Source organism: Gammaproteobacteria bacterium, assembly GCA_027296625.1.
Lineage (GTDB): Bacteria > Pseudomonadota > Gammaproteobacteria > JAKEHO01 > JAKEHO01 > JAKEHO01.
Window position 1 is genome coordinate 1 of sequence record JAPUIX010000043.1, and the last position, 26,811, is coordinate 26,811.

At 51.3% G+C, this 26,811-nt stretch carries 23 protein-coding genes and 1 pseudogene; 6 read left to right on the plus strand and 18 right to left on the minus strand.

Translation table 11 applies throughout. The features are described 5' to 3' along the window. The 4 genes from O6944_02200 to O6944_02215 form a co-directional block, all read left to right on the plus strand. A partial coding sequence (locus tag O6944_02200) for a MotA/TolQ/ExbB proton channel family protein (GenBank protein MCZ6717951.1) occupies positions 1-621 on the plus strand: 621 nt, incomplete at its 5' end. 33 nt (positions 622-654) lie between these two features. Continuing rightward, on the plus strand, positions 655-1,248 hold the full coding sequence (locus O6944_02205) for a hypothetical protein (protein MCZ6717952.1): 594 nt from the start codon (positions 655-657) through the stop codon (positions 1,246-1,248). A gap of 16 nt (positions 1,249-1,264) precedes the next feature. Then, positions 1,265-1,786 carry a hypothetical protein gene (locus O6944_02210; GenBank protein MCZ6717953.1) on the plus strand — a complete coding sequence of 174 codons (522 nt, stop codon included), beginning with the start codon at positions 1,265-1,267 and terminating at the stop codon, positions 1,784-1,786. Between the two features lie 90 nt (positions 1,787-1,876). Further along, complete coding sequence (locus O6944_02215) at positions 1,877-2,509, plus strand: FHA domain-containing protein (protein MCZ6717954.1); 633 nt, start codon at positions 1,877-1,879, stop codon at positions 2,507-2,509. A 62-nt stretch (positions 2,510-2,571) separates the two neighbouring features. On the opposite strand, the gene O6944_02220 is transcribed toward O6944_02215, so the two are convergent. The 18 genes and pseudogenes from O6944_02220 to rpsB form a co-directional block, all read right to left on the minus strand. Continuing rightward, positions 2,572-3,108 (minus strand): TlpA disulfide reductase family protein, encoded by a 537-nt coding sequence (locus tag O6944_02220; GenBank protein MCZ6717955.1) that lies wholly within the window; start codon positions 3,106-3,108, stop codon positions 2,572-2,574. Between the two features lie 85 nt (positions 3,109-3,193). Then, the gene (gene tilS, locus O6944_02225; GenBank protein ID MCZ6717956.1) at positions 3,194-4,576 is read right to left on the minus strand and encodes a tRNA lysidine(34) synthetase TilS; all 1,383 of its coding nucleotides are present in this window, start codon (positions 4,574-4,576) and stop codon (positions 3,194-3,196) included. Positions 4,577-4,620: 44 nt separating this feature from the next. Continuing rightward, positions 4,621-5,586 carry an acetyl-CoA carboxylase carboxyltransferase subunit alpha gene (locus O6944_02230; GenBank protein ID MCZ6717957.1) on the minus strand — a complete coding sequence of 322 codons (966 nt, stop codon included), beginning with the start codon at positions 5,584-5,586 and terminating at the stop codon, positions 4,621-4,623. Between the two features lie 93 nt (positions 5,587-5,679). Continuing rightward, positions 5,680-9,162, minus strand: coding sequence for a DNA polymerase III subunit alpha (dnaE, locus tag O6944_02235; GenBank protein MCZ6717958.1), 3,483 nt, complete (start codon positions 9,160-9,162; stop codon positions 5,680-5,682). Between the two features lie 17 nt (positions 9,163-9,179). Then, complete coding sequence (gene rnhB, locus O6944_02240; protein MCZ6717959.1) at positions 9,180-9,788, minus strand: ribonuclease HII; 609 nt, start codon at positions 9,786-9,788, stop codon at positions 9,180-9,182. A gap of 269 nt (positions 9,789-10,057) precedes the next feature. Next, positions 10,058-10,831 carry an acyl-ACP--UDP-N-acetylglucosamine O-acyltransferase gene (gene lpxA / locus O6944_02245; protein ID MCZ6717960.1) on the minus strand — a complete coding sequence of 258 codons (774 nt, stop codon included), beginning with the start codon at positions 10,829-10,831 and terminating at the stop codon, positions 10,058-10,060. Next, positions 10,828-11,307 carry a 3-hydroxyacyl-ACP dehydratase FabZ gene (gene fabZ / locus O6944_02250; GenBank protein MCZ6717961.1) on the minus strand — a complete coding sequence of 160 codons (480 nt, stop codon included), beginning with the start codon at positions 11,305-11,307 and terminating at the stop codon, positions 10,828-10,830. Before fabZ ends, lpxA begins: the two co-directional genes overlap by 4 nt. A 39-nt stretch (positions 11,308-11,346) precedes the next feature. Further along, complete coding sequence (gene lpxD / locus O6944_02255) at positions 11,347-12,363, minus strand: UDP-3-O-(3-hydroxymyristoyl)glucosamine N-acyltransferase (GenBank protein ID MCZ6717962.1); 1,017 nt, start codon at positions 12,361-12,363, stop codon at positions 11,347-11,349. An 18-nt stretch (positions 12,364-12,381) separates the two neighbouring features. Next, positions 12,382-12,936: an OmpH family outer membrane protein gene (locus tag O6944_02260; protein ID MCZ6717963.1), complete on the minus strand. Its 555-nt coding sequence runs from the start codon at positions 12,934-12,936 to the stop codon at positions 12,382-12,384. A gap of 17 nt (positions 12,937-12,953) precedes the next feature. After that, positions 12,954-15,248, minus strand: coding sequence for an outer membrane protein assembly factor BamA (bamA, locus tag O6944_02265; GenBank protein ID MCZ6717964.1), 2,295 nt, complete (start codon positions 15,246-15,248; stop codon positions 12,954-12,956). A 38-nt stretch (positions 15,249-15,286) separates the two neighbouring features. Next, positions 15,287-16,651: an RIP metalloprotease RseP gene (gene rseP / locus O6944_02270; GenBank protein MCZ6717965.1), complete on the minus strand. Its 1,365-nt coding sequence runs from the start codon at positions 16,649-16,651 to the stop codon at positions 15,287-15,289. Beyond that, positions 16,651-17,832, minus strand: a complete 1,182-nt coding sequence (gene ispC / locus O6944_02275; GenBank protein ID MCZ6717966.1) for a 1-deoxy-D-xylulose-5-phosphate reductoisomerase — start codon at positions 17,830-17,832, stop codon at positions 16,651-16,653. The genes rseP and ispC overlap by 1 nt, the downstream gene beginning before the upstream one ends. Next, positions 17,829-18,713, minus strand: coding sequence for a phosphatidate cytidylyltransferase (locus tag O6944_02280; GenBank protein MCZ6717967.1), 885 nt, complete (start codon positions 18,711-18,713; stop codon positions 17,829-17,831). The genes ispC and O6944_02280 overlap by 4 nt, the downstream gene beginning before the upstream one ends. Then, positions 18,649-19,419 (minus strand): polyprenyl diphosphate synthase, encoded by a 771-nt coding sequence (gene uppS, locus O6944_02285; GenBank protein ID MCZ6717968.1) that lies wholly within the window; start codon positions 19,417-19,419, stop codon positions 18,649-18,651. Before uppS ends, O6944_02280 begins: the two co-directional genes overlap by 65 nt. An 83-nt stretch (positions 19,420-19,502) precedes the next feature. Next, complete coding sequence (gene frr, locus O6944_02290) at positions 19,503-20,060, minus strand: ribosome recycling factor (GenBank protein MCZ6717969.1); 558 nt, start codon at positions 20,058-20,060, stop codon at positions 19,503-19,505. Then, entirely contained in the window at positions 20,050-20,808 is a 759-nt protein-coding gene (gene pyrH / locus O6944_02295) for a UMP kinase (protein ID MCZ6717970.1), read from the minus strand. Before pyrH ends, frr begins: the two co-directional genes overlap by 11 nt. Before the next feature lie 4 nt (positions 20,809-20,812). Beyond that, positions 20,813-21,700, minus strand: coding sequence for a translation elongation factor Ts (gene tsf, locus O6944_02300; GenBank protein ID MCZ6717971.1), 888 nt, complete (start codon positions 21,698-21,700; stop codon positions 20,813-20,815). 588 nt (positions 21,701-22,288) lie between these two features. Further along, positions 22,289-23,026 (minus strand): annotated as a pseudogene (rpsB, locus tag O6944_02305) (30S ribosomal protein S2). Between the two features lie 279 nt (positions 23,027-23,305). Between rpsB and map the strand changes: the two are divergent. Both map and glnD read left to right on the plus strand, forming a co-directional pair. Continuing rightward, positions 23,306-24,124 carry a type I methionyl aminopeptidase gene (gene map / locus O6944_02310; GenBank protein ID MCZ6717972.1) on the plus strand — a complete coding sequence of 273 codons (819 nt, stop codon included), beginning with the start codon at positions 23,306-23,308 and terminating at the stop codon, positions 24,122-24,124. 5 nt (positions 24,125-24,129) lie between these two features. Continuing rightward, positions 24,130-26,796: a [protein-PII] uridylyltransferase gene (gene glnD, locus O6944_02315; protein MCZ6717973.1), complete on the plus strand. Its 2,667-nt coding sequence runs from the start codon at positions 24,130-24,132 to the stop codon at positions 26,794-26,796. The last annotated feature ends 15 nt before the right edge of the window (positions 26,797-26,811 follow it).

Below are 26,811 nucleotides of genomic sequence, written 5' to 3' on the forward strand. Positions count from 1 at the left end.
ATCTCAGTCGGGATCGTCCTTCTGTATATAACTACAACAATCCACTGTGCAAGGCGTGCCTACTTTATCTCCGCCCAAACTGACTACGCACAAGCAGTTGAGGCCATCATACGCAGTCAACCCTCGATGAAATTGCAGCTCATCAACGCGCGTGTTCACGTGACTAGCCAGCGTCCCTTACCAGATAGTTTGATTACCGACTACATCGGCGACCTCCTGCGCAAGGTCAGCGGCACACGACGGTCTAGTGATGCGGAAGCATTCAAATCTGAACTGACAGAACTTTATGCAGGCAAGCTCAAAGGGCCCCATGAAATTGGCTGGTTTATAGCTGACATTACTTTGAAATTGGGCCTGCTTGGCACAATCATCGGGTTCATCCTCATGCTTGGCTCTGTTGCAGGAACCTCAGACTTTGACGTCAGTACAATGCAAAAGATTCTCACGGACATGAGTAGTGGCATGGGAACAGCTTTGTACACGACGCTCGCCGGCTTGGTGGCTAGCATGTTACTGGCGGCTCAATACCATATGATGGATCGTGGTGCTGACGAGTTAATCGATAGGACTACCCGCCTTACTGAAGTCTTCATATTGCCCACTCTGATACGAGCTCGGTAGGCACTCCGTTATACTACGGAAAATTCTGATCACATGAACGCACGAAGTCGTTATTCATCGGATCCCTTCACCGATCTCTTGTTCAATGCATTGTTGGGTTTTACCTTCCTCTTTTTGATTGCCATCATGTTCATGAACCCGAAGGCCAAGTCGGGCATCATTGATCCGAAGGCAGAATATATGATCACTGTGAGCTGGCCCGACAACAATCCAGATGATATAGATACTTGGGTTGAGGATCCCAGCGGAGACATCATCTGGTTCCGTAACCCTGAAGCTGGCCTGTTGCACCTGGATCGCGATGATCGTGGCACAATTAATGACACACTTATGATCAATGGCATAGAGATACAAAATCCACTAAACCAAGAAGTGGTTACAATACGCGGGGTGGTTACCGGGGAGTACATCGTAAATCTACACTACTACGCGTCTGAGACGCTTCAACCTGTCACGGCCACCATTAAGGTCGCTAAAGTAAATCCCACGCTGGAAATTGTATACTACGGCACTGTCATACTTGATAAAAAGGGTGACGAAAAGACAGCCGTCCGATTTACGATTGGCCCGGATCACCAGGTTAAGGACATCAACTTCGTGCCAAAAAAGCTCGTGATACTCGGGTAGTTACAGGAGTACGCAAATGGTAACGCTCGGAATAGGCGGACTAATTGCAGCATACGTGCTCATCGCGCTTTTGTTACTCAGCTTGCTGCTCTACTCAAGCTGGTCATGGAAGATGAAGGCCGGCACAATTGTGGCAACGTCACTCTTTTATATTATTACTTACCTTTCATTTCCGCCCCTTTTAGGTTGGCCGACCGCTGCCCAATTGCCAAAGCGGTTTCAGCTAATCTCTGCATACGCCGAACAACCTAGCAAGGTAACCGGCGCACCGGGTAAGATTTTCCTCTGGTTAACCGATATGGAGAACCTGGTTAATCCCATGCCTCCCCGCGCCTACCGGCTGCAATACTCTTTGGAATTACATGAAAAGATTGTTTCAGCGCAGACGAAGATCAGTAAAGGTATGCCGCAGCTTGGCGAAGTTGAGAACCCCGGGGATGGGCCACTAGTAACCCCTCTAGATGCGCAACGGGCTGGACAAAAAAGTATAAACGTACAGTTTTACGATCTACCAGATCCGCTCTTTCCCGAGAAATGACGTAATGGGATGATACGTTCCGTTACCTCGCTCATACTTACGCTAAACCTACTGTTGTTAGCATACGCTCCAACTGTTTCACCAGGGACGATGCTGAGCACTGATGTCACGGTGCCGGCCTTGCCATTGGCTGAGTTTCGTCTTCCCGGCTACGACAGTGTGGCCAATGCTAAGCAAGTTCCAACAATTGTAACGGTGTCCAAAGATCCGTCAGCACCTGGCCACCAAACAATTCAGGTGGCGAATCAAACACCTTCAAGCAAGCGATGGCTCTGGTACAGCATCCCCATAGCGGTGATCATTCTGGTCCTTCTGACAATCGGGGCTCTGGGATTTCTTTGGCACCGCCGTGAGGTGGAACGCATTCACCAGGCGGCAAAGCCTTCTGCCCATCTCGTCCTGCAAGGTCATGATGAGACCCGATATCCTATTATGGCTTCAACCTGGCGCATCGGGCGCAGCAAGCATAACGAAGTGGTGCTTAAACATCACTCCATATCAAGCCGACACGCGGAGATCCACCAAACGCACCACGGAGGCTATAGAATTGTTGATCTCGATTCACTGAATGGCATTTATGTAAACGATAAAAAGGTAAAGAGCTGCAGTCTTGCCGAGGGAGATATCATTGATATGGGCGACGTGCGTCTTCGCTTTACGTTCGATGCAGGCGACTATCCAGTTGAAGAGGCTACATTGAGGCTACACACTAAGGGGCCATAACCGTATGCGATTTATGGTGTTTGGACTGAACACGCTAATGACATAGCTTTCTGACGCCACGCTTAACGAGCAATGTCCGTAGCCAGGGTCTCGATGAGGTTCTCCAGCTCGTTCTGTGTCATCGGGCCGTACCGGATATGAACCAGTCTTCCTTGAGGCGAAAATATGAACGTCGTAGGAATCCCTCTTAATGGCTTTCCACCAATCCGAGAGGCAATCTGCCTGTCTCCCAGTAGCACAGGAAAACTCACAAAATAGTCGTCAACAAAGACGGCCACGTCCTCAGCATTGGCATTGTCAAAACTGGGAAAATCGAGCGCTAGGCCAATTACGACTGCGTCAGTATCATGATGATCATCATGGAATGCGGTGAGCTCTGGCATCTCATCAATACACGGTGGACATTTAGGTCCCCAAACATTGAATATGACCCACTTGCCATGACCAATATACTCACCCAGTTGATGATCCAAACCATCCAGGTCTTTCAGTTTCGTGTCTAAGGGCGCCGCCCACAGAGCCATTTCCCACCACATGCCAAGTAAAAGACAGCTGACAAAAAACTTGCTGTTGTGCACCACCGACGACGTTACCCACATAGTCCGTTAGTATCTATTTTATGCTGCGGATCCCGCATACAGCACAAATGCGAATGCCGCCACTGAAAGTTGCCATTCAAAAATTCTATCCGCGCGTACGCTTTCCCGGTGCCCCAACTGGATCGAGTACGGCATCGATTGCACCCCAGTTAATTTTCCAGGCCTCTTCCTGGTCATCGGCTTTAAAAGTGTCACCGATCCAAAGCCCTGCGACAGCTGCCAAGTCATCCTCCAGATAAACGAGCGGGATCCGATCCCGTTGCCAGGGCGGAATCCCCGCTTCTTGAAATAACTTATTCAGGGGGCGTGTATGCAAACGTCCAGCGGGACGAATGCGTTCTCCGCCCCTGCGAAAACGAACACTGACCTTACCATCCCGGCAATAAGTCATCTTAATACCTGATCCCTTTACGCGCTTTGCTTCCAGGGTGCCGGTGGAAAGTTTCAGTGGCTTGACTAAATTCCATGACAGCGCAAGGGAAGGATCAATTTTCGGGAGTGGTCGCATCCCATAGATCGCATCCCTATATCTCCGTACCTCAGCCCCAGCCCAAGCGACGCAAGGCATACCATCCCACGAAGATTCCACGATATCTGTAAGGATATGCCGTACATGATCCGCGGACGGCGTCGGCAATCTGAGCAAACGCGTCCACGCTCGCACGACGAGCTCTCTGCGAACCTTATTCAGCTGACGAAGACCTTTTGCCGACAGCGTACGGCGCTCCGCGTCATACACCGAATCCAGGTCACGTTCCCCGAGCTGCTCTATGAGCACCGCTACATCTGACTGGTAGCGAGCCGCACGTGTAAGGGTATTCCCCATTCCTGGCCAGCGCTCCCGCAAAATGGGCATGACATTGCGCCGCAGGTAATTGCGCCCAAATCGCATATCGACGTTGCTCTCATCCTCGATCCACTGAAGCTGTTCCGCATGAGCATAAAGCGTGAGCTGCTCTCGCGAGAACGCGAGCAGAGGACGGATCAGCCACCCTTTCCCAAACTCGATGCAGGCTGGCATTGCTGAAAGCCCGCGCGGGCCGGCACCACGCAACAGTTGCAATAAAACGGTCTCCGCCTGGTCATCCTGATGATGGGCCGTTAAAAGCACGTGGCCTTGGTCCATTACGGATGCAAGCGCTCGATAACGCAGTTCTCTGGCCTTGGCCTCGATGTTTTGACCAACAGGCCGTTCACCGCCTAGGGTGATAATCTCACACGGTATCGCTAGCCCTCGACATACTTGCTCGCAGTGCCGGCTCCAGCTACCAGCTTTGTCGCTCAGGCCATGATTAATATGGACTGCTTTTACCTCCGATGCACCGAGGTGCGGTGACAGTACATGCATCGCATGAAGCAGGACATGGGAGTCCATCCCGCCGCTGTAGGCAATCCAGTAACAGGCCGTTGGCGGCAGACCCTTTAGGATCTTAAGGAGCGACAGAGGGGAAAAAGACGATTGAGCCACCCTGAACTACCATTCTATAGACGCGATTAGCCACCTTATCAGCCTTATTCAGTGTAGTGCCCATACTGCATCAATCGTGCTCGACGCGCCGCAAGCAGATGTTCAGGATCTGGATTGTCCAGTTCTGCTAGCCTTTCCAGAGCCTGAATGAGAGACGCTTTAACCGTTTCAACCATACTATCAACATCACGATGGGCGCCCCCTAAGGGTTCGCTGATTATCTGATCAATAAGCCCTAACTTTAGCAGCCGTTTCGCAGTAATTCCCATCACCTCGGCGGCCTCAGCAGCCTTTTCCGCGCTCTTCCATAGGATCGAGGCACAGCCCTCTGGAGAGATAACCGAATACGTACTGTATTCCAACATCATTAACCAATCCGCGACACCTATTGCTAACGCTCCGCCCGATCCGCCTTCGCCGATAACCGTTGCAATGATAGGGGTATTTAAACCGGGTATGACGAATAGATTCCTAGCAATAGCTTCGCTCTGTCCTCGCTCTTCTGCACCGATTCCCGGATAGGCTCCAGGCGTATCAATAAAAGTTAAAATCGGAAGGTGGAAGCGCTCGGCTAACTGCATTACCCTTAGCGCCTTCCGATAACCTTCCGGACGCGGCATTCCAAAGTTACGGTGGATTTTCTCCTTAGTATCCCTTCCTTTTTGATGCCCCACGATGGCGACGGATCGGTTTTCGAGACGCGCAAGGCCACAGACAATGGCCGGATCATCCGCGTAACTCCGATCGCCGTGTAACTCATTAAAGTCCGAGAAGATCCGCTCAATATAATCAAGTGTATTCGGGCGTTGCGGGTGGCGAGCAATTTGCGAGATCTGCCAGGCAGTTAACGATGAAAAAATGGCTTCCGTGAGCTCTCTGCTGCGCTTCTGTAACCGAGCAATCTCCTCATTGATATTGATCCCCTTGTCGTTACCAACATAGCGGAGCTCTTCAATCTTCGCCTCTAGCTCAGCAATCGGCTGCTCGAAGTCGAGAAAATTCAATTTCAGGTTCATGGTATAATATGAGTTCTAACAGCGTGATTTTAATAAACTTACAGCCAAATTACCCGCCTGACAAGCAGAAAACGCACGCCTATGAGTTTAGTACTCAATCTGAACACTCCGTTCACCAAAGGTGGCCTTAAGTGTATCCAGCAAGCTATCAGTAAGAGTAACCCGCCACTGCTCGCCCAACCGCAGATGGGCTTCAGCGCGGGCATTTAGATAATGGACTGCGACTGGACATCGACCCTCCCTAAACGGATTTAGAATCTCCTTCAGTTCCCTGACGAATCCATTACCGGTAGAGTTGGTTTCGATATGTATTAGCAAGCATTTCGCAAAGGTCGCCCGAGCTTGGTCAATATCGTAGATTTTGGCAGCTGTAATAGTGTTCCGCCCACTATCATCATTTACGCCCACGCTACCCTCCACCACGATGAGTCGATCCTTGACCACTAAACTACCGTAGCGCCGAAAGACATCGGAATACAGCGTAAGTTCCGCCTGCGCTGTTCGATCATCCAATGAAACAAATGCAATTCGACCTCGACGACTGTTCCTTGTTCGTATGGTCATTACCAGGCCAGCAATAATAACGCTTTGCTTGGGCGCTCCCTTCAGATCGATTAAACAACCGGTGGTCATTGCAGAAAGCTCAGTCTCATAACGATCGATGGGATGTCCGGTTAGATACAAACCTAGGGTTTCCTTTTCACCTGCAAGCCGCTGTGTGTCGGACCACTCTGGAACCATCACAAACGGTGGAGACAGGGGTTTTTTAGCCCTTCCCGTTTGTGTGACGCCGCCATCCGCATTTAGCCCAAATAGATCATTCTGGCCACTAACATGATCCTTTAAGTGCTGTTCGGCGATCTGAAAGGCATTATCTAGAGATGCCATCATGACGCTACGGCCAGGTCCCAAGCCGTCAACAGCACCTGCTCTGATCATGGCCTCGACCGCGCGTCGATTGGCCTTTTTAGGATCAATGCGGCGGCAAATGTCAAAGAGATCTCTATACGGGCCATTGCTTTTTCGCTCTTGTACAACAGCGTCAATCGCCGCCTCACCCACACCTTTAATGGCTCCAAGTCCATATGCGATACTTGACGCATCATTAACCATAAAAGCATATCCGCAGAGATTGACATCCGGGGGGAAAACCTTTATCTGCATACGCCTACATTCGTCAATCAGTGTTACTACTTTGTCTGTATGATCCATATCTGCGGACAGTACAGCGGCCATAAACGCAGCCGGATAATGTGCCTTAAGCCACGCCGTCTGATAAGCGATTAGCGCATAGGCGACGGAATGGGATTTATTGAAACCGTAGCCTGCAAATTTTTCCATCAGATCAAATATCCAGCTCGCCTTGTGTTGATCTATCCCGCGAGCCATTGAACCTTCGATAAATACTTCACGTTGTTTTGCCATCTCCTCCGGCTTCTTCTTCCCCATGGCACGACGCAACAGGTCAGCAGCACCTAACGTATAGCCAGCCAGCACTTGGGCAATCTGCATTACCTGTTCCTGATACAGTATGACGCCATACGTCGGTTTCAATATGGATGCGATTCGGGGATGAAGATATTCCACCTGTGCGCGTCCGTGCTTGCGATCAACAAAGTCATCAACCATGCCAGATTGCAAAGGTCCCGGCCGAAACAGCGCTACAAGGGCAATGAGATCTTCGAACACATCAGGCTGAAGACGTTTGATAAGCTCCTTCATTCCGCGGGATTCTAGTTGAAAGACGGCTGTCGTCTCGCCCCGCATGATCAGTTCGAAAGTTTTCGGATCATCCAACGGAACACGTGCGATATCTAACCTAGCTTCACCTACTTCATTCCGCCTGCGATTTATGTCACGCACGGCCCAATCGATGATCGTGAGCGTCCTCAATCCAAGGAAATCAAACTTGACCAGTCCTATAGCTTCTACATCCCCCATATCAAATTGGGTAACTGCACTGCTAGATCCTTGTTCGCAATAAAGTGGCATGTAGTCAGTCAGTGTGGAAGGAGCAATAACCACTCCACCTGCATGTTTACCTGCGTTTCTCGTCAGCCCTTCAAGATTGCGCGCGAGATCAATAAGAACCCGTACTTCCTCATCTTCCACGTAACGGCGCTGGAGCGCTTCCTCCTCATCCAAAGCCCGATCCAAAGTCATATTGAGGTCAAAAGGAATAAGCTTTGCGATTTGATCGACAAAACCATAGGGATAGCCAAGCACACGTCCGACGTCACGTACAACGGCCTTTGCCGCCATAGTCCCGAATGTAATGATTTGAGACACTCGTTCACGCCCGTAACGTTGTCCCACGTACTCGATGACTTCGTCGCGCCGATCCATACAAAAATCAACATCAAAATCAGGCAGTGACACGCGCTCTGGATTAAGGAACCGCTCAAACAGGAGGTCATACTGAATAGGATCCAACTCTGTAATTCCAAGCGCATAAGCGGCAAGTGATCCGGCTCCTGAACCACGTCCAGGACCTACGGGAATGCCGTGATCCTTAGCCCACTGAACGAAGTCCTCGACGATCAGAAAGTATCCCGAAAAACCCATACTCGTAACGACATCAAGTTCTGATTCAAGGCGCGAAAAGTAAGTTTCTCGGGTCTGTGCAGATTCAGGCGCACCTATTTGAATCTGTGCGGCCAAGCGCTGTTCCATGCCCTTAAGTGCTTCATGCCGCAACCACTCTTCCTGGCTGTAACCCTCCGGCACTGGAAAATCTGGAAGGTGGTAATCACCAAGACTCAAGTCGACATTACAGCGTTGTGCAACGGCGAGTGTGTTCTGAATTGCCTCAGGGATATCAGCAAAGAGCTCTACCATCTCCTCTGGGCTACGGAGATATTGCTGCCGCGTGTAAAGGCGAGGCCGACGAGGATCCGCCAACGTACGCCCTTCCTGGATACATACGCGCGCCTCATGGGCCTCGAAATCCTCGGCATTTAAGAAGCGGACATTATTAGTCGCCAATACTGGTACATCCTCGGCTAGGGCAAGTTCAATGGCAGCATGGATATAGTCTTCTTCTCCTGGCTGACCGATTCGCTCCAACTCGATATAATACCGATCCGGAAATAATTCCTTCCATTCAGATAGTAATTGCCTCGCTCTCTTTACGTTGCCGCTTGCTAGTGCGTGAGCAATATCGCCTTCACTCCCACCCGACAACACAATCAGTCCGTCACCATGCTTTCTTAACCAGTGCTGACACACTAAGGGCCTGCCACTGACCTGACTTTCCGTATAGCTTCGAGTCAGAAGCTTCGTTAGGTTGCGATAACCGGTGAGCTCCTGGCAAAGGACAACGATGCAGCTTGGGTGCTCGGCATTTTTCTCATTGAAAACTCTCAGCTCCGCACCGATGATGGGTTTCACGCCGAGCTCTTGGGCTGCCCGATAGACCTTTACCGTTGAAAACAGATTACTTTGTTCAGTAACGGCTATGGCCGGCATCCCCGCTTCAACGACAGCCCCGACTAAGGGCCTGATCGGCGCCAGTCCATCGACAATGGAAAATTCTGTGTGCACACGCAGGTGAACGAAGCTCGCATCCATATTGCTAGTCTCAGCAGTCAGCCACGCATTTGCAAGTAGCGCTTGACGGGTGCATACGAGCGTCGATGTATCGGGGATATACCCAGTTCAGCCAAGGCTGCAAGATGCGCACGGGTGGGATATCCCTTGTGTCGTGCAAAGCCATAGCCGGGATAAAGTTCATCCATTGCGGCCATTTCCCGGTCACGGGCCACCTTGGCAATGATGGAGGCGGCACTGATGGCAGGTATCCGGAGATCACCCTTAATGATGGCCTCTGCCTTACATGGTAGCTGTGGGCAGTAACCTCCATCCACCAAAACGCGGTGGGGCTTGATAGCCAATGCTTGCACCGCACGACTCATGGCTAAAAGACTTGCCTGAAGAACGTTTAGCGCATCAACTTCTTCCACCTCGGCACGGCCCAGTGCCCAAGCAAGTGAGGTCTCTGAGATTTCTTGCGCGAGCGCTGCCCGGCGTTTGGCACTGAGTAACTTCGAGTCGGCGAGCCCATCGACCGGTGCCAAAGGATCCAGTATGACGGCTGCCGCGACGACGGGCCCGGCAAGCGGGCCACGCCCGGCCTCATCTACACCTGCGGTAAGCAACTGATCCGCATTATTTTGGAGTCTGCGGTGCCCTGTCATCACCTCAGACGCTTTGAAACGGTATTCGTGCCAGCTCGAGTGGCCAGCCTTCGCAGAGCCCTATGATGGTACATGGGTTTAGGAATCCACTCAGCCACTAACACATGCCCTGCCCGATACAAGAATTCGAACCCCCGGGAAAACTCAGGGTAAACCCGCCTAACCAGGACAAGAGATGCCTGACAATGCGTGGTTCACTGACGGCATATCAGAGCGGGTAAAAATGCCACATTACTGGTTAGTAGGCGCTTGCGTCGCGCAGGCGGCTCCTAACGTACTATCCCACGCTTGGACTGTCTCACGAATTGAACCAGCTGATCGACCTCTGGACATGCTTCACTGAGATCTTCCAACTCCCCAAGCGCCTTTGCAAGGGTCAACTTCTGTCGATAAAGCACTTGGTAGGCCCTTCGCAAATTATTGATTGTTTCCGTACTGAAACCGTTGCGTCTAAGTCCTTCTCGATTGAGTCCACGTGCTTTTGCGGTGTTGCCGGATACCATCATAAAGGGGGGTAAATCCTTGACTACGACCGATGTAATTGCAGAAAAACTATGGGCGCCAATTCGACAAAATTGGTGTACGCCGGTAAACCCTCCGAGGATCGCATAATCTTCTACTATTACGTGGCCAGCCAACGTTGCATTATTAGCAAATACAGCATGATTGCCAACGTGACAGTCGTGCGCGATATGGACATATGCCATTATCCAATTGTCGTTGCCCACCTTCGTTTGACCGCCACCCTGAACCGTTCCCCGGTTCAGGGTGCAATACTCACGAATTAGGTTGCGGTCGCCGATTTCAAGTGTTGTCCAAGGTTCGCCCCCGTACTTCTTATCCTGGGGATCACCGCCGATCGAGCAAAATTGGAAGATCTTATTATCGGCCCCGATACGGGTTGGCCCTTGGATTATTACGTGAGGTCCAATCCAAGTGCCCTTTCCGACATCAACATCTGCACCAATGATCGTGTAGGGGCCGATCTGCACGCCTTCGGCGATCCTAGCGCTCGGATCAACGATAGCGCGCGGATCGATCAAGAACTATTATCCGTCTTTGCTGTCATCAATTCGCAACTTGCAACAAGCTGATCATCCACTCGTGCGGTGCCCGTAAATCTCCAAATTCCTCTGAGCTCTCGCATGAGTCTGACGTCAATGACAAGCTGGTCGCCAGGTTCTACAGGGCGCTTAAACCGCGCCTTGTCAATACCAACTAGATAGTACATGGAGTCTTCGTCAGGCGGTTCCTCCAACGTGATGTAGGCGAGGAGCCCGGTCGCTTGCGCCATGGATTCAAGGATCAATACACCCGGCATTACCGGTCGAGGGGGGAAATGGCCCTGGAAAAATGCTTCATTAATCGTAACGTTTTTGACTGCGACGAGGGACATGCCCGGCTCGCAGTCCAATACCTTGTCAATCAACAAAAATGGATAGCGATGGGGGAGGCGCTCCAGGATCTGGTGAATATCCATCGTGCGCATGCGACTCAGTTTGTTTTTCCGAATCACCATTGCAATCTACAGCTCACAAACAATAAACCAACATCGCTTTCAGTCCTTTACGTCTTTCTCCAACGCTATAAGCCGTCGCGCCATATCATCTAAGTGGAGAAAACGGGCAATGTTTTTCCGCCAAATGCGATGCTCCGCCACTGGAATGCTTGAGGCGTAACCGCCCGGTTTCTTGATTGAGTTCCCTACGGCGGACATCCCGGTGATAACAACATCATCGGCAATATCAATGTGCCCCCCGATACCCGCACCCCCGCCAATCGTGCATCGCTTCCCAACCGTGGTGCTACCGGCAATGCCGACACACCCTGCGATGGCGCTATGGGCGCCAATACGCACATTGTGGCCGATCTGAATCTGATTATCGAGTTTTACGCCATCTTCAATGATTGTGTCTCCCAAAGCGCCTCTGTCAATCGTTGTATTAGCACCGATCTCGACATCATTGCCGATCATCACATTGCCAATCTGAGGAATCTTTACCCATATACCGTCATCATTTGCCATCCCAAATCCATCAGCACCGATTACCACCCCCGGATGAATAATGTTTCGTCTTCCAATGACAGTCCCATCCAACACCGTCACATTTGCAACCAACCGAGTATCTTCGCCGATGCGCACGTTCTCACCGATGACACAGCCGGGACCAACGAACACACGAGCAGAGATCTGCGCCCCTTCGCCAATCACCGCCTGTGGGCCGATCGATACGCTCGTATCCAATTCAGCGTCTGGGCTCACCGAGGCGCTTGGATGAATACCCGGCTGGACCGCCTTTGTTGGGTTTAATAGTTCTATCGCGCGGGCGTAGGCCAAATACGGATTGCTCGTGACCAACGCATTTGTTGGACAAGCGGCCTGATTTTCACTTGACAAAATTACTGCAGAGGCACCGGTCCCATTGAGGTATTTCTGGTAGCGGCGGTTACATAAGAAAGTCACATCACCCTCGCGGGCGGCCTCGAGCGTTGCAATCCGCTTAATGCGGCATTCGGGATCGCCGTGCAACTCCGCCTTGATAAAGTCCGCAAGCTCAGCCAGCGTGCAGGTAATCACCCGTCTTCCTCAATATTACTTACCGCCCATCTTCCCTTCGTTCCCAACCTTCGCCTGGTAGTCTTGCTTGAGTCGCTGGATGACCTGATCGGTAATATCAACTTTATTGCTCGCAAAGATGACACCCTCACCCAGTATCAGATCAAATTGCCCCTGTTGTGCTACCGCCTGAATCGCCTCGACGACAAGCTTTTGTATCTTGCTGAACTCCTCATTCCGGCGCAGATTCAGATCGTCACGAAATTCGTCCTGGCTTCGTTTCAGTTCCCTCTTCTTACTAAGGGCATCACGCTCAACCTTCGTGCGCTCCGCATCACCCATAATCGCCCCATCCTTGGCCAAGCGGTCTTCCAATTGCTTGAGCTGCTTTTGCGCTGCGACAAGTTCACGATCTCTTGAAGCAAACTCCTTTTCAAGCTTTGTCCTCGCATGTTCTGCTTGAGGCGCTGCCTCCAGGACCCTTACGGCATTAACAACACCTAATTTATAGTTCTCCGCATAACCACCGGGGGAAAAGACCAAAAGACAAACCACGAATATCAGCGATAATGTAGAGATGGTATTTTTCAAAGCTCTACTCCAATCAACTAGAATGTGGTCCCAAAAGTAAACTGAAATTGCTGAATCTCATCACCTGGTTGATCATTAATCGGCTGGGCAATACTCAGGGAAAGTACGCCAAAGGGAGAGATCCAGATCCCTCCAAGACCTGCAGCGTAGCGGAGCTCGCCCAGATCGATATTGTCTTGCGAATTGTAGACATTGCCCCCATCTACGAAACCAGACAGCCGAATGGACTTGATATCCCGCAAAAACGGCACCGGTATAATAACCTCGGCATTGCCGACCAGCTTTAGATTACCGCCAATAGGCAGGTCCCTGGAGTCTCGCGGGCCCAAAGTGTTCTCTTCGTAGCCCCGCACTGACCGTGGACCGCCTGCATAAAAGTTCTGAAAAAACGGAAATTCGCTAGTATCCCCATAGGCATCACCCCATCCGAAATCACCCTTCAGCAGCAAGGTATACTCCTCAATCAAGGGATAGAACCATTGGGTCTGATAGGCGAGCTTGTAGTACTCCAAGCTACCAAGGGACGTTGCGATCTCCCCAACAAGACTGTGTAGTGCGCCACGATCCGGCAATAGCGCCGAGTTGCGGGTATCATAAGAAAAGGCCCCAGTGGCAAGTAACGTATCATATTGGCTGCCATTCTGTTCGACAAACTCGATGATCTCATCCGCAGCAGTGAAGGGATCTAAGTCAATCGTGGTGTTCTCATAGTCAAGTCCTAATCTCACGCGATTAAACTCTGTGACAGGGATCCCAAATGTAACACCGCCACCCCAGACTGTTGAATTAAACGCCGTGACGTTTGCCTGCTCGGCATCAGTCTTCCGGAAGAAACCTTGAAATCCCCGCCTTACACCGTCGATCGTCCAGTAGGGATTCCAGAGTCCAAATTGAAACCGCCGGTTCACTTCGCTGTTATCAAATCCAAAGCTAATCCGTTTCCCGCTACCTAGAAAATTATCCTGCGTGATACTCGTGCTGAAGATAATACCCGAGGTCTGCGAGAACCCCACGCCAAGGCCAAGATTGCCCGTAGAGTGTTCTACCACCGAGAAATTCACGTCCACTTGGTCCGTTGAACCGGGTACGGCCGGCGTCTCCACGTTAACCTCCTTGAAGTAACCGAGCTTGTTCAAGCGAACTTTTGATCGTTCTACTTTGCTCGTTGACATCCAAGCGCCTTCTTGCTGTCGCATCTCCCGCCGCAATACTTCGTCCCGCGTCGTTGTATTCCCTGTGAAGCTTATTCGACGCACGTAAACTCGTTTCCCCGGATCAACGAAGAACGTAATCGCAACAGTTTTGTTTTCATTATCTATCGCTGGAATCGCATTGACATTCGCAAATGCATAGCCATCAGTTCCGAGACGTTCTGTAATCTTAGAACTGCTTTTTGTAAGCGTCTTGCGTGAGAAAAGATCCCCTTGTCTGATAACCACGAGCCCATATAAATCTTCGGGTGGAACGATCAGATCGCCTGCAAGTTTGACTTCTGAAATATAATAAGCATCGCCCTCGGTGATATTGACCGTTAAATACACATCCTTCTTGTCCGGTGTAATCGATACCTGCGTAGAGTCAATATTAAAATTAATATAACCATGATCGAGATAGAATGAGCGTAGAGATTCAAGATCTGCAGTAAGTTTCTGCCTTGAATATTGGTCAGATTTTGTAAAGAACGATACAAGCGTCGGAGTAGTCAACTTAAACGTTTTCAATAGTCGCTTTTCGCTAAAGACCGTGTTACCAACGATGTTAATTTGAACGATCTTCGCAACCTGACCTTCAGATATATCAATGCTCACATCGACGCGATTCTCATCTACTGTGGTGACCGACGTTTTAATCCTCACACCGTACTTGCCAAGGGAAAAATATTGCCGTGTCAGCTCCAGTTCAACTTTATCAAGCAACGCCGCATCATAAACTCGACCTGCCGCAAAACCGATCTGTTTAAGCCCCTCCAGCAGATCTTCAGTTTTAAGGTCCTTGTTTCCGGTCACTGTGATATCGCCGATGGCTGGGCGCTCCACAAGAATGACGACTAAAATGTTCCCATCACGCTCCAAGCGAACATCTTTAAACAAGCCAGTCTTGAACAATGCCCGTACGATTTCACTTGAGCGGGACTCATCAAAGGTGTCGCCCGCTTTCACTGGCAGATAATTAAAGACGGTGCCGGGTGTTATACGCTCTAGACCTTCTAGGCGTATGTCCTCAATCTCAAAACTCTCCATGGCGAGTACGCTGGACTGGCATAGATAAAAGACGACAAACAGATAAACTACATTCTTAACAAATCCATGCATCTATCTGTCTTTTAAGTTTTTTGTTATCCATCTGCCCATCAGCCCATGAGACGTGCAATGTCATTATAAAAAGCAAGGACCATCACTCCCAAAAGCACGGCTAGCCCGATTTGCTGGCCAACCAGCTGTGCCGCTTCGGACACTGGGCTCCCTTTGACGAATTCTATAAGGTAATACATTAAATGGCCGCCATCTAGTAAAGGGATGGGCAGGAGGTTCAAGACACCGAGACTGATGCTGACTATCCCTAGGAATCCAAGGAACGCCACGAGACCGATACTGGCGGTTATACCTGCATATTGGGCAATACTGATAGGGCCGCTTAAATTCTCCACGGATGCTTGGCCAAACAATATCTTGGCAAGAATCCGTAATGTGAGCGCTGACATCTCCCACGTCTTCTCCAATGACTTGCCAAGGGCAATCAATGGAGGGTAACGCTCCACGGCCGAGAACGAGCGCTCGAAATCTTCTGGCTGGTGAACGCTGGCACCGATACGGCCAATTTGGCCATGTTCCGTTTCAATCGCATCCGGCCTAAGGTTAAGCATTAGCTGCTCTCCACCACGCAAGACTTCCACGCGCATGGTCTCTCCCGGCCGCGCCTGGACATACTTCACCCAGCCATCCCAAAACTCTATGCTCTGACCGTCCGCTGATAGGATTCGATCACCCGTCTTAAGGCCGGCTGTCTCGGCGGCGCCACCTGAGAGAACTTGCTCGATAACCGCTGGCAACCTGGGTCGAAGAGGCCGTAGACCGATCAGCTCAAACACCCCTCCTCTTGCGAAATCATCAAGGGATAATCCCTCAAGATCGATCACCAATTCGCGCTCCAACCCAGCCTCTTGGCGCACCGCAACGACGATCGTCTCTGCATCGATCAGTTTGCCGACCGTGGCTGACAGTACCGCCCCCCATGTCGGTGTCGGGCGCGAATCCACCGCAACGATTACTTGTCCCGGCTGAAAACCGGCCTGCTCAGCTCTGCTCGACGGGATCACCTCTCCGATAATGGGTTTTATGCCAGCTATGCCGATTGAAAACATCAACCAATAAACCACGATGGCAAATAAGAAGTTAAACAGAGGCCCAGCAAGTACGATGGCCGTGCGCAAGACCAGTGGCTTTCGGTTGAAGGCCCGGCCATACTCCTGCGGGGCGACTTCCCCTTCGCGTTCATCCAACATCTTCACATAGCCCCCTAAAGGCAACGCCGCAACGACGAACTCGGTATTATCGCTACCGAATCGACGTACCCACAGAGGCCTTCCAAAGCCGACAGAAAACCGCAGGATCTTAACTCCAAGCTTTCGCGCCACCCAGAAATGGCCGAACTCATGAATCGTGATCAATACAGCGAGAGCAAGAACAAAAGCGCCTGCTGAATACAAGAAATCAATCACAGTGCATGCTCCTGGACGACACTGGCCGCATAGTCCCTAGCCTTAGCATCATCCGCCAAGATCGCATCCAGGGATGATGCATCGCAGCCATTAACTACAGTGAGTGTCGACTCAATAATGAGTGGAATATCAATGAAGCTTAGCCGGCGGTCCAAGAACGCCTGAACGGCTACCTCGTTCGCCGCGTTAAGCACAGCAGTCGCTGTTCCGCCCGCTTGAGCAGCGTCCCGCGCCAACTTCAGACAGGGAAATCGCTCAAGATCTGGGCGTTCAAAGTCAAGGTGCGCCACATCGAATAGATCCAGGGGATCAACGCCGGAATGCATACGCTTGGGCCACGCCAAGGCATGGGCGATTGGCGTGCGCATGTCGGGGTTGCCGAGTTGGGCAAGTACAGACCCATCGACGTACTCCACCAACGAGTGGATGACGCTCTGGGGGTGCAGAACAACGTGCACGCGCTCGGGTGTGGTATCGAAAAGGCAACAGGCCTCGATCACTTCAAGTCCCTTATTCATCATGCTGGCGGAATCCACCGAGATCTTTCGGCCCATGACCCAATTTGGATGAGCACAGGCCTGCTCTGGAGTAACGTGCTGCAGCTCAGATAAAGGCACCGTTCGAAAGGGTCCGCCTGATGCGGTAAGCAAAATTCGACTCACACCGACTCGCTCAAGGCCATTATGATAGTTGCCGGGCATACACTGAAATACAGCATTATGTTCACTGTCGATCGGCAATAGCTCAGCACCGTTTTCCCGTATGACATCCATAAACAGCTTACCGGCCATTACCAGTGCTTCCTTATTGGCCAGCAACACACGCTTGCCTGCGCGCGCAGCAGCGAGCGTCGGCAACAGACCTGCCGCACCTACAATCCCCGCCATCACGTAATCCGTATCAGGGAGACTCGCTGCGCGCTCTAACCCGCTTATCCCTGAAAGTACTTGCACATCAGGGCACTGATTACGCAGCGTGCGATGCAATTGTTCGGCAGAGTCCGGATTCGCCATAACCGCATACTTAGGGAACCAGGCCAGACATTGCTCAGCGAGGCGTTCTACGTCCTTGTTCGCTGTAAGCGCGACGACCTCAAACTCCGCACGGTGGCGTGCCAATACGTCGAGCGTATTGACGCCTATCGTCCCGGTGGATCCCAGGATGGTAACGCCGATCACAATCTTCCACCGAAAAGCGAGAGACCCAGCGCGAAAACCGGAGCCGCTGCCATGAGGCTGTCTATGCGATCCAACATTCCGCCGTGTCCCGGTAAGAGATCACCACTATCTTTGACACCCGCCCAACGCTTAACGAGGCTCTCGAGCAGGTCGCCGCCGATGGAGAAGAAAACCGTCACAAGGAACAATCCTATCAGCAACAACACGTTACCAAGCTGCAGGTTATTGAACATAGCATACGCTAACGCCAGCAAAGTTGCCGCCAATGCCGCACCAGCTACCCCTTCCCAGGTTTTACCGGGGCTCACCCTGTCTGCTAGGTGCCTCTTTCCCCAGAGACTACCCGTTAAAAAGGCAGCTGAATCCGCACACCAGATCAATATGAGCAAGAGTACGACCCAGTACGGCCCATCAGGGCTGCTGTTATGGATCGTTGCGAGGCCAAGCCATGCAGGGATCATGACCAAGATACCTGCTAAGCCCAATACCACAGGTGAGCGTGGTAACGTGTCTTTGCCCCGCTGGTAGATAACCACCCACAGAAAGGCAGTTAGCCACCAGAATAGCGACAGAATCAGGAAGGAACGCCTAGCCCAGGGCACATTGACCAGCCAGTTCGCACCTAAAACTGCGCTTAAAACGAGCAACAGGTATCCCAGGCGTTGATATCGCTTAGACCAGCCCGAAAGGCCTGCCCACTCCCAAGCCCCCAGTAGAACAATGCCGGCCAGTAATGTGACAAACCCAGGATGAGGTAGCGCAATGACCCCCCATACAACAAGCGGGATAAGGACTGCAGCTGTTAGCAGGCGCGCTCTAAGCACCCTCTGCGTGCTCGGCTTGCTCGACTTGCTCGCTCGTTTGACCAAATCGGCGCTCACGCGTGGAAAACCACGCGAGGGCGGCGTCGAACTGCTGAGGTCCAAAATCAGGCCACAAGCAATCCGTGAAATACAGTTCGGTGTATGCAAGATGCCAAAGCAGGTAATTACTGATGCGCCTCTCACCGCCGGTGCGAATAAATAGATCAGGCTCCGGCAAGTCGTTCAAAGAAATGTATGCGCGAACAACCTCTGGCTTAATCTGCTCAGGCGAAACATCACCCGATACCACATCACGCGTGAGCTTCCTTATTGCCTCCGTGATGTCCCAACGGCCTCCATAATTTGCGGCAATAATCAAGTTCAGCCCGCGATTTGTTGATGTTAGACGTTCAGCTTCGTGAATAGACTGTTGCAACTGAGTGGAAAATGCGCCTCGATCTCCAATAAAACGAAGTCGGATATCGTTGTCACTTAGATCGCGTACCTCCTGCTGAAGGGAAGTCATAAACAATTCCATCAACAGCCCAATCTCTTGTTTAGGCCGCCCCCAATTCTCGCTACTAAATGCAAATAACGTTAGTGCTTCGATCCCCTTTCTAGCACAGGCCTGAACAGTCCGACGAACTACCTCGACACCCGCCCTGTGGCCCGCAATATGCGGCAAGCCCCGCTTTCTTGCCCAACGGCCATTGCCGTCCATGATCATAGCGACATGGCGGGGCAGCGCTACATTGGAACTTTGATGTTTTTCTTTTGCGGTCATAATCCGATCAAATACGTGACATAACTAGCGTACCTAATTGGTGGTGAGGATCACAGCGAAGAAATGATAACTGAGCTTTGGCCCTACACCTCCATCAGATCCTTTTCTTTCGCTGAGAGCAGCATATCTATCTCCTTGATATGAGTGTCGGTTAGCTTTTGGATCTTTTCCTCGCCTCGTCGTTCATTATCCTCCGCGAGTGCCTTATCCTTAATGAGTTTCTTTAGCGAATGATTAGCATCGCGCCGGATATTACGTATGGCGACGCGTGCATGCTCCGCCTCAGCCCTTACTACCCGGGTCATATCCCGTCGCCGCTCTTCGGTTAGCGGTGGTAGTGGTACACGGATTACGTCACCCGAGGTGCTCGGATTAAGTCCAAGGTCGGAGTTTAATATCGCTTTCTCTACCTCGGGGATCATACTCTTATCCCAAGGCGCAACCGCTAATGTGCGGGCGTCCAAGACACTAATAGTGGCAGCCTGATTTAGCGGAGCCTGCGAACCATAATATGAGGTCATGACATGGTCCAACAAGCCCGGGTGGGCCCGACCTGTTCGCAGTTTTGCAAGCTCCTGCTTAAGTGACTCGATACTCTTCTTCATCCGCTCATCAGCGTCACGGATGATCTTATCTATCATTAGTCTTCTCAACCATTGGTTTGCTGCTCACCAAGGTACCCTCGTCCTCACCCATCACCGCGCGCATTAGCGCTCCGGGATTGGTCATGTTGAGTACACGTAGCGGCATGTTGTTATCACGGCATAACACGACGGCTGTGGCATCCATGACTCCAAGCTTGCTTTGCAAGACCTCATCATAGTTAAGATAATCATAACGCGTCGCGTTCTCGACGCGTCTAGGATCAGCGGAATAGATACCATCCACTTTTGTGGCCTTAATCATTAAGTCCGCATTGATTTCAACGGCTCGTAGACTCGCAGCTGAATCGGTCGTAAAGAAAGGATTGCCTGTTCCTGCAGCAAAGATTACAACCCGGCCTTTCTCCAGGTGGCGGACGGCTCGCCGACGGATGTAGTCTTCGCAGATTTCATTAATTGTAATCGCCGACATAACGCGTGCATACATACCTTGGCGCTCCAACGCATCTTGCAAAGCTAATGCGTTGATGAGCGTAGCCAGCATTCCCATCTGATCGGCTGTCACTCGATCCACACCCGCTGCCGCTAGACTCGAACCGCGAAAGAAGTTGCCCCCGCCAATCACCATTGCCACCTCCACACGAGCCTGGGTTAGCTCGCGAACCTCTTTAGCAATGCGCTGTATGACCCCGGGGTCTATGCCGTAGGGTGCTTCCCCCATCAATGCCTCCCCGCTGAGCTTGAGTAATACCCGTTGGTATCGCAGCTGGCCTGACGGGCTAGACAACGTATCAGCCCCCTCGCACTTGCGCCATCACGTCTTCGGCAAAATTTTGTGCCTTTTTCTCTATGCCTTCACCCACTTCGAAGCGCCAAAATGCACGAACTCGGGCACCCGATGCTGCCAATAACTCACCAACCGTAAGTTCCGTGTCCTTCACAAAGGGTTGCCCCAAAAGCGTCACGTCGCCGATAAACTTCTTCAGGCGACCATCCACCATCCTTTCAATGATCTCTCGAGGTTTACCGCTTTCCGCGGCCTGGGCCTTTAAGATGTCTCTCTCCTTATCGAGCAACTCCTGTGGGATATCCTTCTCAGAAACACAGACGGGGCGGCTCGCGGCAATGTGCATTGCGAGGTCCTTCGCAAGCTGCCTATCACCGCCTTCGACATCAACCAACACGCCTATTCGGCCCCCATGCAGATAAACGCCAAGGTGGTCAGCAATGCTAGCTATCGTAGTAAATCGGCGCACATTGATATTTTCGCCAAGCTTGGCCACCAGCTGCTGCCTTTGCATTTCCACCGTCTCACGGGCGCCTTCAGCGAGCCGCATTTCCCCCAAAGCAGCGATGTCTTTGGGTCCGTTTGACAACACGCACGCGGCAACTGCCTCGGCAAACGCAATGAAGTCGTCACTCTTGGCCACAAAATCGGTTTCAGAATTAACCTCCACCATCGCAGCCGCGCTTGAATCAGGCGCCTGACGAATGGCAATGATCCCCTCAGCGGCTATACGTCCGGCCTTCGCCGCGGCTTTCGCAAGCCCTGCTTTGCGCATCGCCTCAATCGCAGCCTCAATATCGCCATTGGCCTCCACTAGGGCTCTCTTACAGTCCATCATTCCGACCCCCGTGCGTTCACGTAACTCCTTAACCATTGCGGCTGTGATCTGCATACCCTCGCTTCCTTTAAAAATTGCTCTCTATTGGCTTGTCTCGCCTCTCTCCTTTATATATATAAAGGTAGCCTATTACGCTACCCCTTAATCCTTGTTAGCAGCCTTCACTTTGGTTTGTGTCTTAGACTTAGCTGCCGTCTTTTTCTTAGCAATGGTCTTTTTCTTTGTCGTGGTTTTTTTCTTTGCCGACGCCGTTATCTTTATAGCTGCGGTCTCATCCTTAGCTTTAGCCTTCTTATCGGATATTGTCTCCTTTACACCAGCCTTTTCCTTGGTCATCGCTTTTTTCTTGATAATTACCTTCTTCGCTGGTGTGGGTTCCTTACGTTGAGGCGCATCAACCACTTTAACTGCTTGCTCGCTCGGCAATTCTGCCACCTCCTTAACGTCCTCTAAAGGTGAAGTGGGTTCGTCTGACGCAATGTGTTTCGGTTCTACTTCCACCTTAAGATCTAAGGTGGCCTGTATTCCCGGCGTCGCATCACCCCCGCCTGTTTCAGCGGTATCCTCCGTTACCTTCTGTTCTTCTGCCTTCTTAGCAACTGATTTCACCGGCTTTGCTGCGTCCGCGGTGATCAATGGTGCGCCAGATTCATCGAGCTCTATAAATTCGTCACCTTCAACGGTCCCCAGCTGAACTGCCGATTGACGGCCGTCAAGGACGGCATCAGCTGCACCTTTTACATAGAGCTGAATCGCACGTATCGCATCATCATTGCCAGGGATGACATAATCAACACCATTCGTGCTGTTATTCGTATCGACAATTCCAACAACGGGAATTCCCAACTTAACGGCCTCACTTACAGCGATCTTCTCGTGGCCAACGTCGATCACAAAAAGTACATCGGGCAACCCTTCCATATCTTTAATCCCGGAGAGGCTCTTTTCGAGCTTTCCCAGCGCACGTGCATACCTGAGCGCCTCCTTCTTACTCATTCGCTCAAAACTACCATCCTCCCTCATCGTCTCAATATCTTTCAGCCGTTGGATAGATTGCTTCACTGTCTTAAAATTGGTAAGCAGCCCCCCTAACCAACGCCGGTTAACGTAGGGCATTCCACAACGTGATGCCTCCTCCCTAATGATTGTCTGTGCGGCTCTTTTTGTACCGACGAAAAGAATCCTGCCTCTTCTGGCAGCCATCTTGGCGATAAAGCTCATCGCTTCAATATATAGCGGGAGCGTCGCTTCAAGATTGATGATGTGTATTTTGTTTCGCTGCCCAAAGATATAAGGGGCCAGCTTTGGGTTCCAATAGCGGGTCTGGTGGCCAAAATGCACGCCGGCCTCCAGCATCTCACGCATGCTAACGTCTGACATATGTAGACTCCAAGTTAGGGTTGATCCTCCACACACCCCAAGTACCGACCCTCTAACACGCTAATTCAAAGCGACCGTGCTAAGCGACTCAGGAACGCAATGTTCCACAGCGGAGTTCGCCGTATCACACCAGCTTCAAGAATGACACTGATTAGGGCCATTCCAGCTGGATCGCCGCACATGCGCTTTACCCAGAACCTGCGCGAGGGCACCCCATACCTGGTTGCAGTGTGTGTGCGTCGTTCAGTTTGCTAATCAAGCCGGCGCTTTATACCATAGATGCCCCACCACAACAATCCGCGCGCTCTGCGTCCCCATGCTCCTTCCCCCATGGCCGTATCGATCAAGACCCCCGACGGGGTAGGCCGCATGCGGGTTGCTGGCCAGCTGGCAGCATCCGTATTGCACATGATTCGGCCCTACGTAAAGCCAGGCGTCACAACGGGTGAACTGGATCGCATCTGCCACCAATACATTACCAACGAGCTTGACGCTATCCCTGCCCCGCTTAACTATCGTGGTTTTCCAAAGTCCATCTGCACCTCAGTTAACCATGTGGTTTGCCACGGCATCCCAGGTGACAAGGTTTTGAAAGATGGCGACATCCTTAACATCGATGTGACGGTCATCAAGGATGGCTTCCACGGTGATACGAGCAAAATGTTTCCCATTGGTGAGTCGTCCATTCGAGCGAAACGGCTCGTTCAAATAAGCTATGAATGCATGCGTATCGGCATTGATATTGTTAAACCAGGCATTCAGCTTGGTGATATCGGTCACGCGATACAGCACCATGCGGAGTCAAACAGTTGTTCAATTGTGCGAGAATACTGTGGGCACGGTATTGGGCGTGAATTTCACGAGGAGCCGCAGGTACTTCACTACGGTACGCCTGGAACAGGTATGGTACTCGAACCAGGGATGACCTTTACCATCGAACCAATGATCAATGCTGGAAAACGGCACGTGAGGTTATTACCGGATAATTGGACGGTTGTAACCAAAGACCACAGTCTCTCTGCGCAATGGGAACATACAGTTCTCGTGACCAAGAATGGTTTTGAGGTCCTGACACAGTTGCCAGAAGACGATATTTAAACTCGATGTTAACCCAAACATTAGAAAATCCGTTGCTCTTTGATCCAGAAACCTTTAACGCGGCACTTAAGGAGCAAGCCTCGCCGATCACAGTATTCAAAGACGCCCTTAATCAAGGAAATGAATACTTAACAAAACGCTTTTGGGGAAATGCCCCTGTCAGGGAGCTCGTCGCTCAGCGAGCCTGGCTAATGGACCAGCTCTTGGGCTGCGTTTGGCGGCGCACGGGGGCTACTGGAAACGGTCTGGCACTGTGCGCTGTCGGCGGCTATGGACGTCGTGAACTCCATCCCGCCTCCGACATCGACATTATGATTCTCCGTAAACCCCGGATTAACGATGGCCTGATGCGAGATATCGAAGATTTCCTCGTTTTCCTTTGGGACATCGGTCTTGAAGTCGCTCACAGCGTACGCACAGTCAAAGAGTGTGTAAAAGAGGCCAAAGCCGACGTCACCGTAGCTACGAACCTCATGGAAGCCCGGCTCATGGATGGCGACGAAAAACTGTTTGCCAGCATGTTGACAGCCACTGGCCCCAATCATCTTTGGCCTACCCGGGCATTCTTCAAAGCCAAATTGCAAGAACAGGCAAAGAGACACCAGAAATTTCATGATGCAGCACACAATCTTGAACCAAATATCAAGGAGGGACCCGGGGGCTTGCGCGATATCCAAACGATCGGATGGGTTGCGAGCCGACACTTTGGTGCAGAAACATTGCGCGATCTTGTCGAGATTGGCTTTCTCACCGAAGAGGAATTTCAGACCCTTGACGAGGGTCAGGCTCTTTTGTGGCGGCTACGGTTTGCACTGCATACGCTAACCAAGCGGCGCGAAGACCGTTTGCTATTCGATCACCAACGCCGTATTGCTGATGCCTTTGGCTATCAAGATGATTCAAATCAACTCGGCGTTGAACGCCTCATGAAAAGCTACTACCGGACAGTGACTGAACTCAGCCGACTTAATGAGATGCTTCTACAGCTTTTTCAGGAAGTCATTCTTTACAATAAGCACGAAAAAAAGGGAAAAGCGCAGATCCTAAACCGCCGTTTCCAAGTACAAAACGACGTTATCGCGGCACGTCATGATAATATTTTCCAGCGTTTCCCATTTGCACTGCTCGAAGTTTTTCTACTAATCCAACAGCACCCTGAGATCAAAGGTGTACGTGCCAGCACCATACGTCTGATCCGCAATCATCGTCACTTGATCGATGATTCTTTCAGAAATGACTTAACAAACCGCAGCCTGTTTCTTGAGATAATTCGTACTCCACACGCTGTTGGCCGAGAACTTCGCCGCATGCACCGTTATGGCATTCTCGGGGCTTATATACCTATTTTTGAAGCGGTCGTCGGGTTGATGCAGTTTGATCTGTTTCACGTCTACACCGTAGATGAACATATCCTCTTCGTCATTCGCAACATGCAACGGTTTCAGGACCCAGAAATCGAACGCACCCTGCCTTTATGTTTTCACGTGATGGAGCAGTTGCCCAAACCGGAGCTCTTATATCTTGCAGGGCTGTTTCACGATATTGCTAAAGGCCGTGGCGAGGATCACTCTAAGCTCGGTGCGAGGGCCGCGCTTGAATTCTCCTTGCGTCACGGTCTAAGCCAATACGATGCGAGACTCGTTACATGGTTGGTTAGCCATCATTTAATTATGTCACTGACGGCACAACGGCAAGATATTTCTGATCCTGAAGTCGTCAACAAATTTGCGCTGCTCGTTGGTGACCGAATCCACCTCGACTACCTCTATCTCCTTACTGTCGCGGATATCCAAGGGACTAACCCAGAAATATGGAACAGGTGGAAGGACGCCCTTCTCGCCGAACTCTATCACAGCACACTCCGCGCGCTTAGAAGGGGCTTAGAAAGCCCCATCGATAAGACAGAGCGTATTAACGAAGTAAAAGGTGAAGCACTTACGATGCTAAATGAGCCCGCATGCTCAAAAAAGGAGATCGCAGACTTGTGGGAACAGTTTGACGAAGATTACTTTCTGCGGCATTCGCCTGATGAGATCGCTTGGCACACGCAGCATATCCTTGCGATCAGTGAAGCCGACCTGCCGCTCGTCCTTGTTCGGCACGAAACTCATCGTGGTGGCACGGAGGTGTTTGTTTACATGCCTGATCAGGATCTGATCTTCGCAGCAACCACCACCGCGTTTGATCAATTGGATCTTACAGTGCATGATGCACGAATCATTACCACCGCAAGTGGCTACACGTTGGACACCTATATTGTCCTAGAGGCAAGCGGTGAAGCAATCCGCGACGTTGGCCGCGAGCAGGAGATCGTAGTCACATTGCGAAAGGCGCTGTCGACCCTAGAGTCCTTTCCGAAACGAATCAACCGACGGGCAGCTCGTGAACTCAAACACTTCCCGATTCCGACAGAAGTCTTATTTAGTTCGGATACAAAGAATGCGAGAAGTGCGATCGAGGTGATCGCTACAGACCGACCTGGGTTCCTATCGTGCGTGGGTATTGCCATGCAGCGCTGCGGGGTGCGCCTGCAAAATGCAAAAATTGCAACGTTTGGGGAGCGGGTTGAAGACGTCTTCTTTATTACGGATCGCAATAATAAACCGATTACCCAGCCAGCCCAACTGGAGCGCCTACGCCAGTCGATTATCGACTCGCTATCCACGCCGTAGGTGGGACACCTTAGT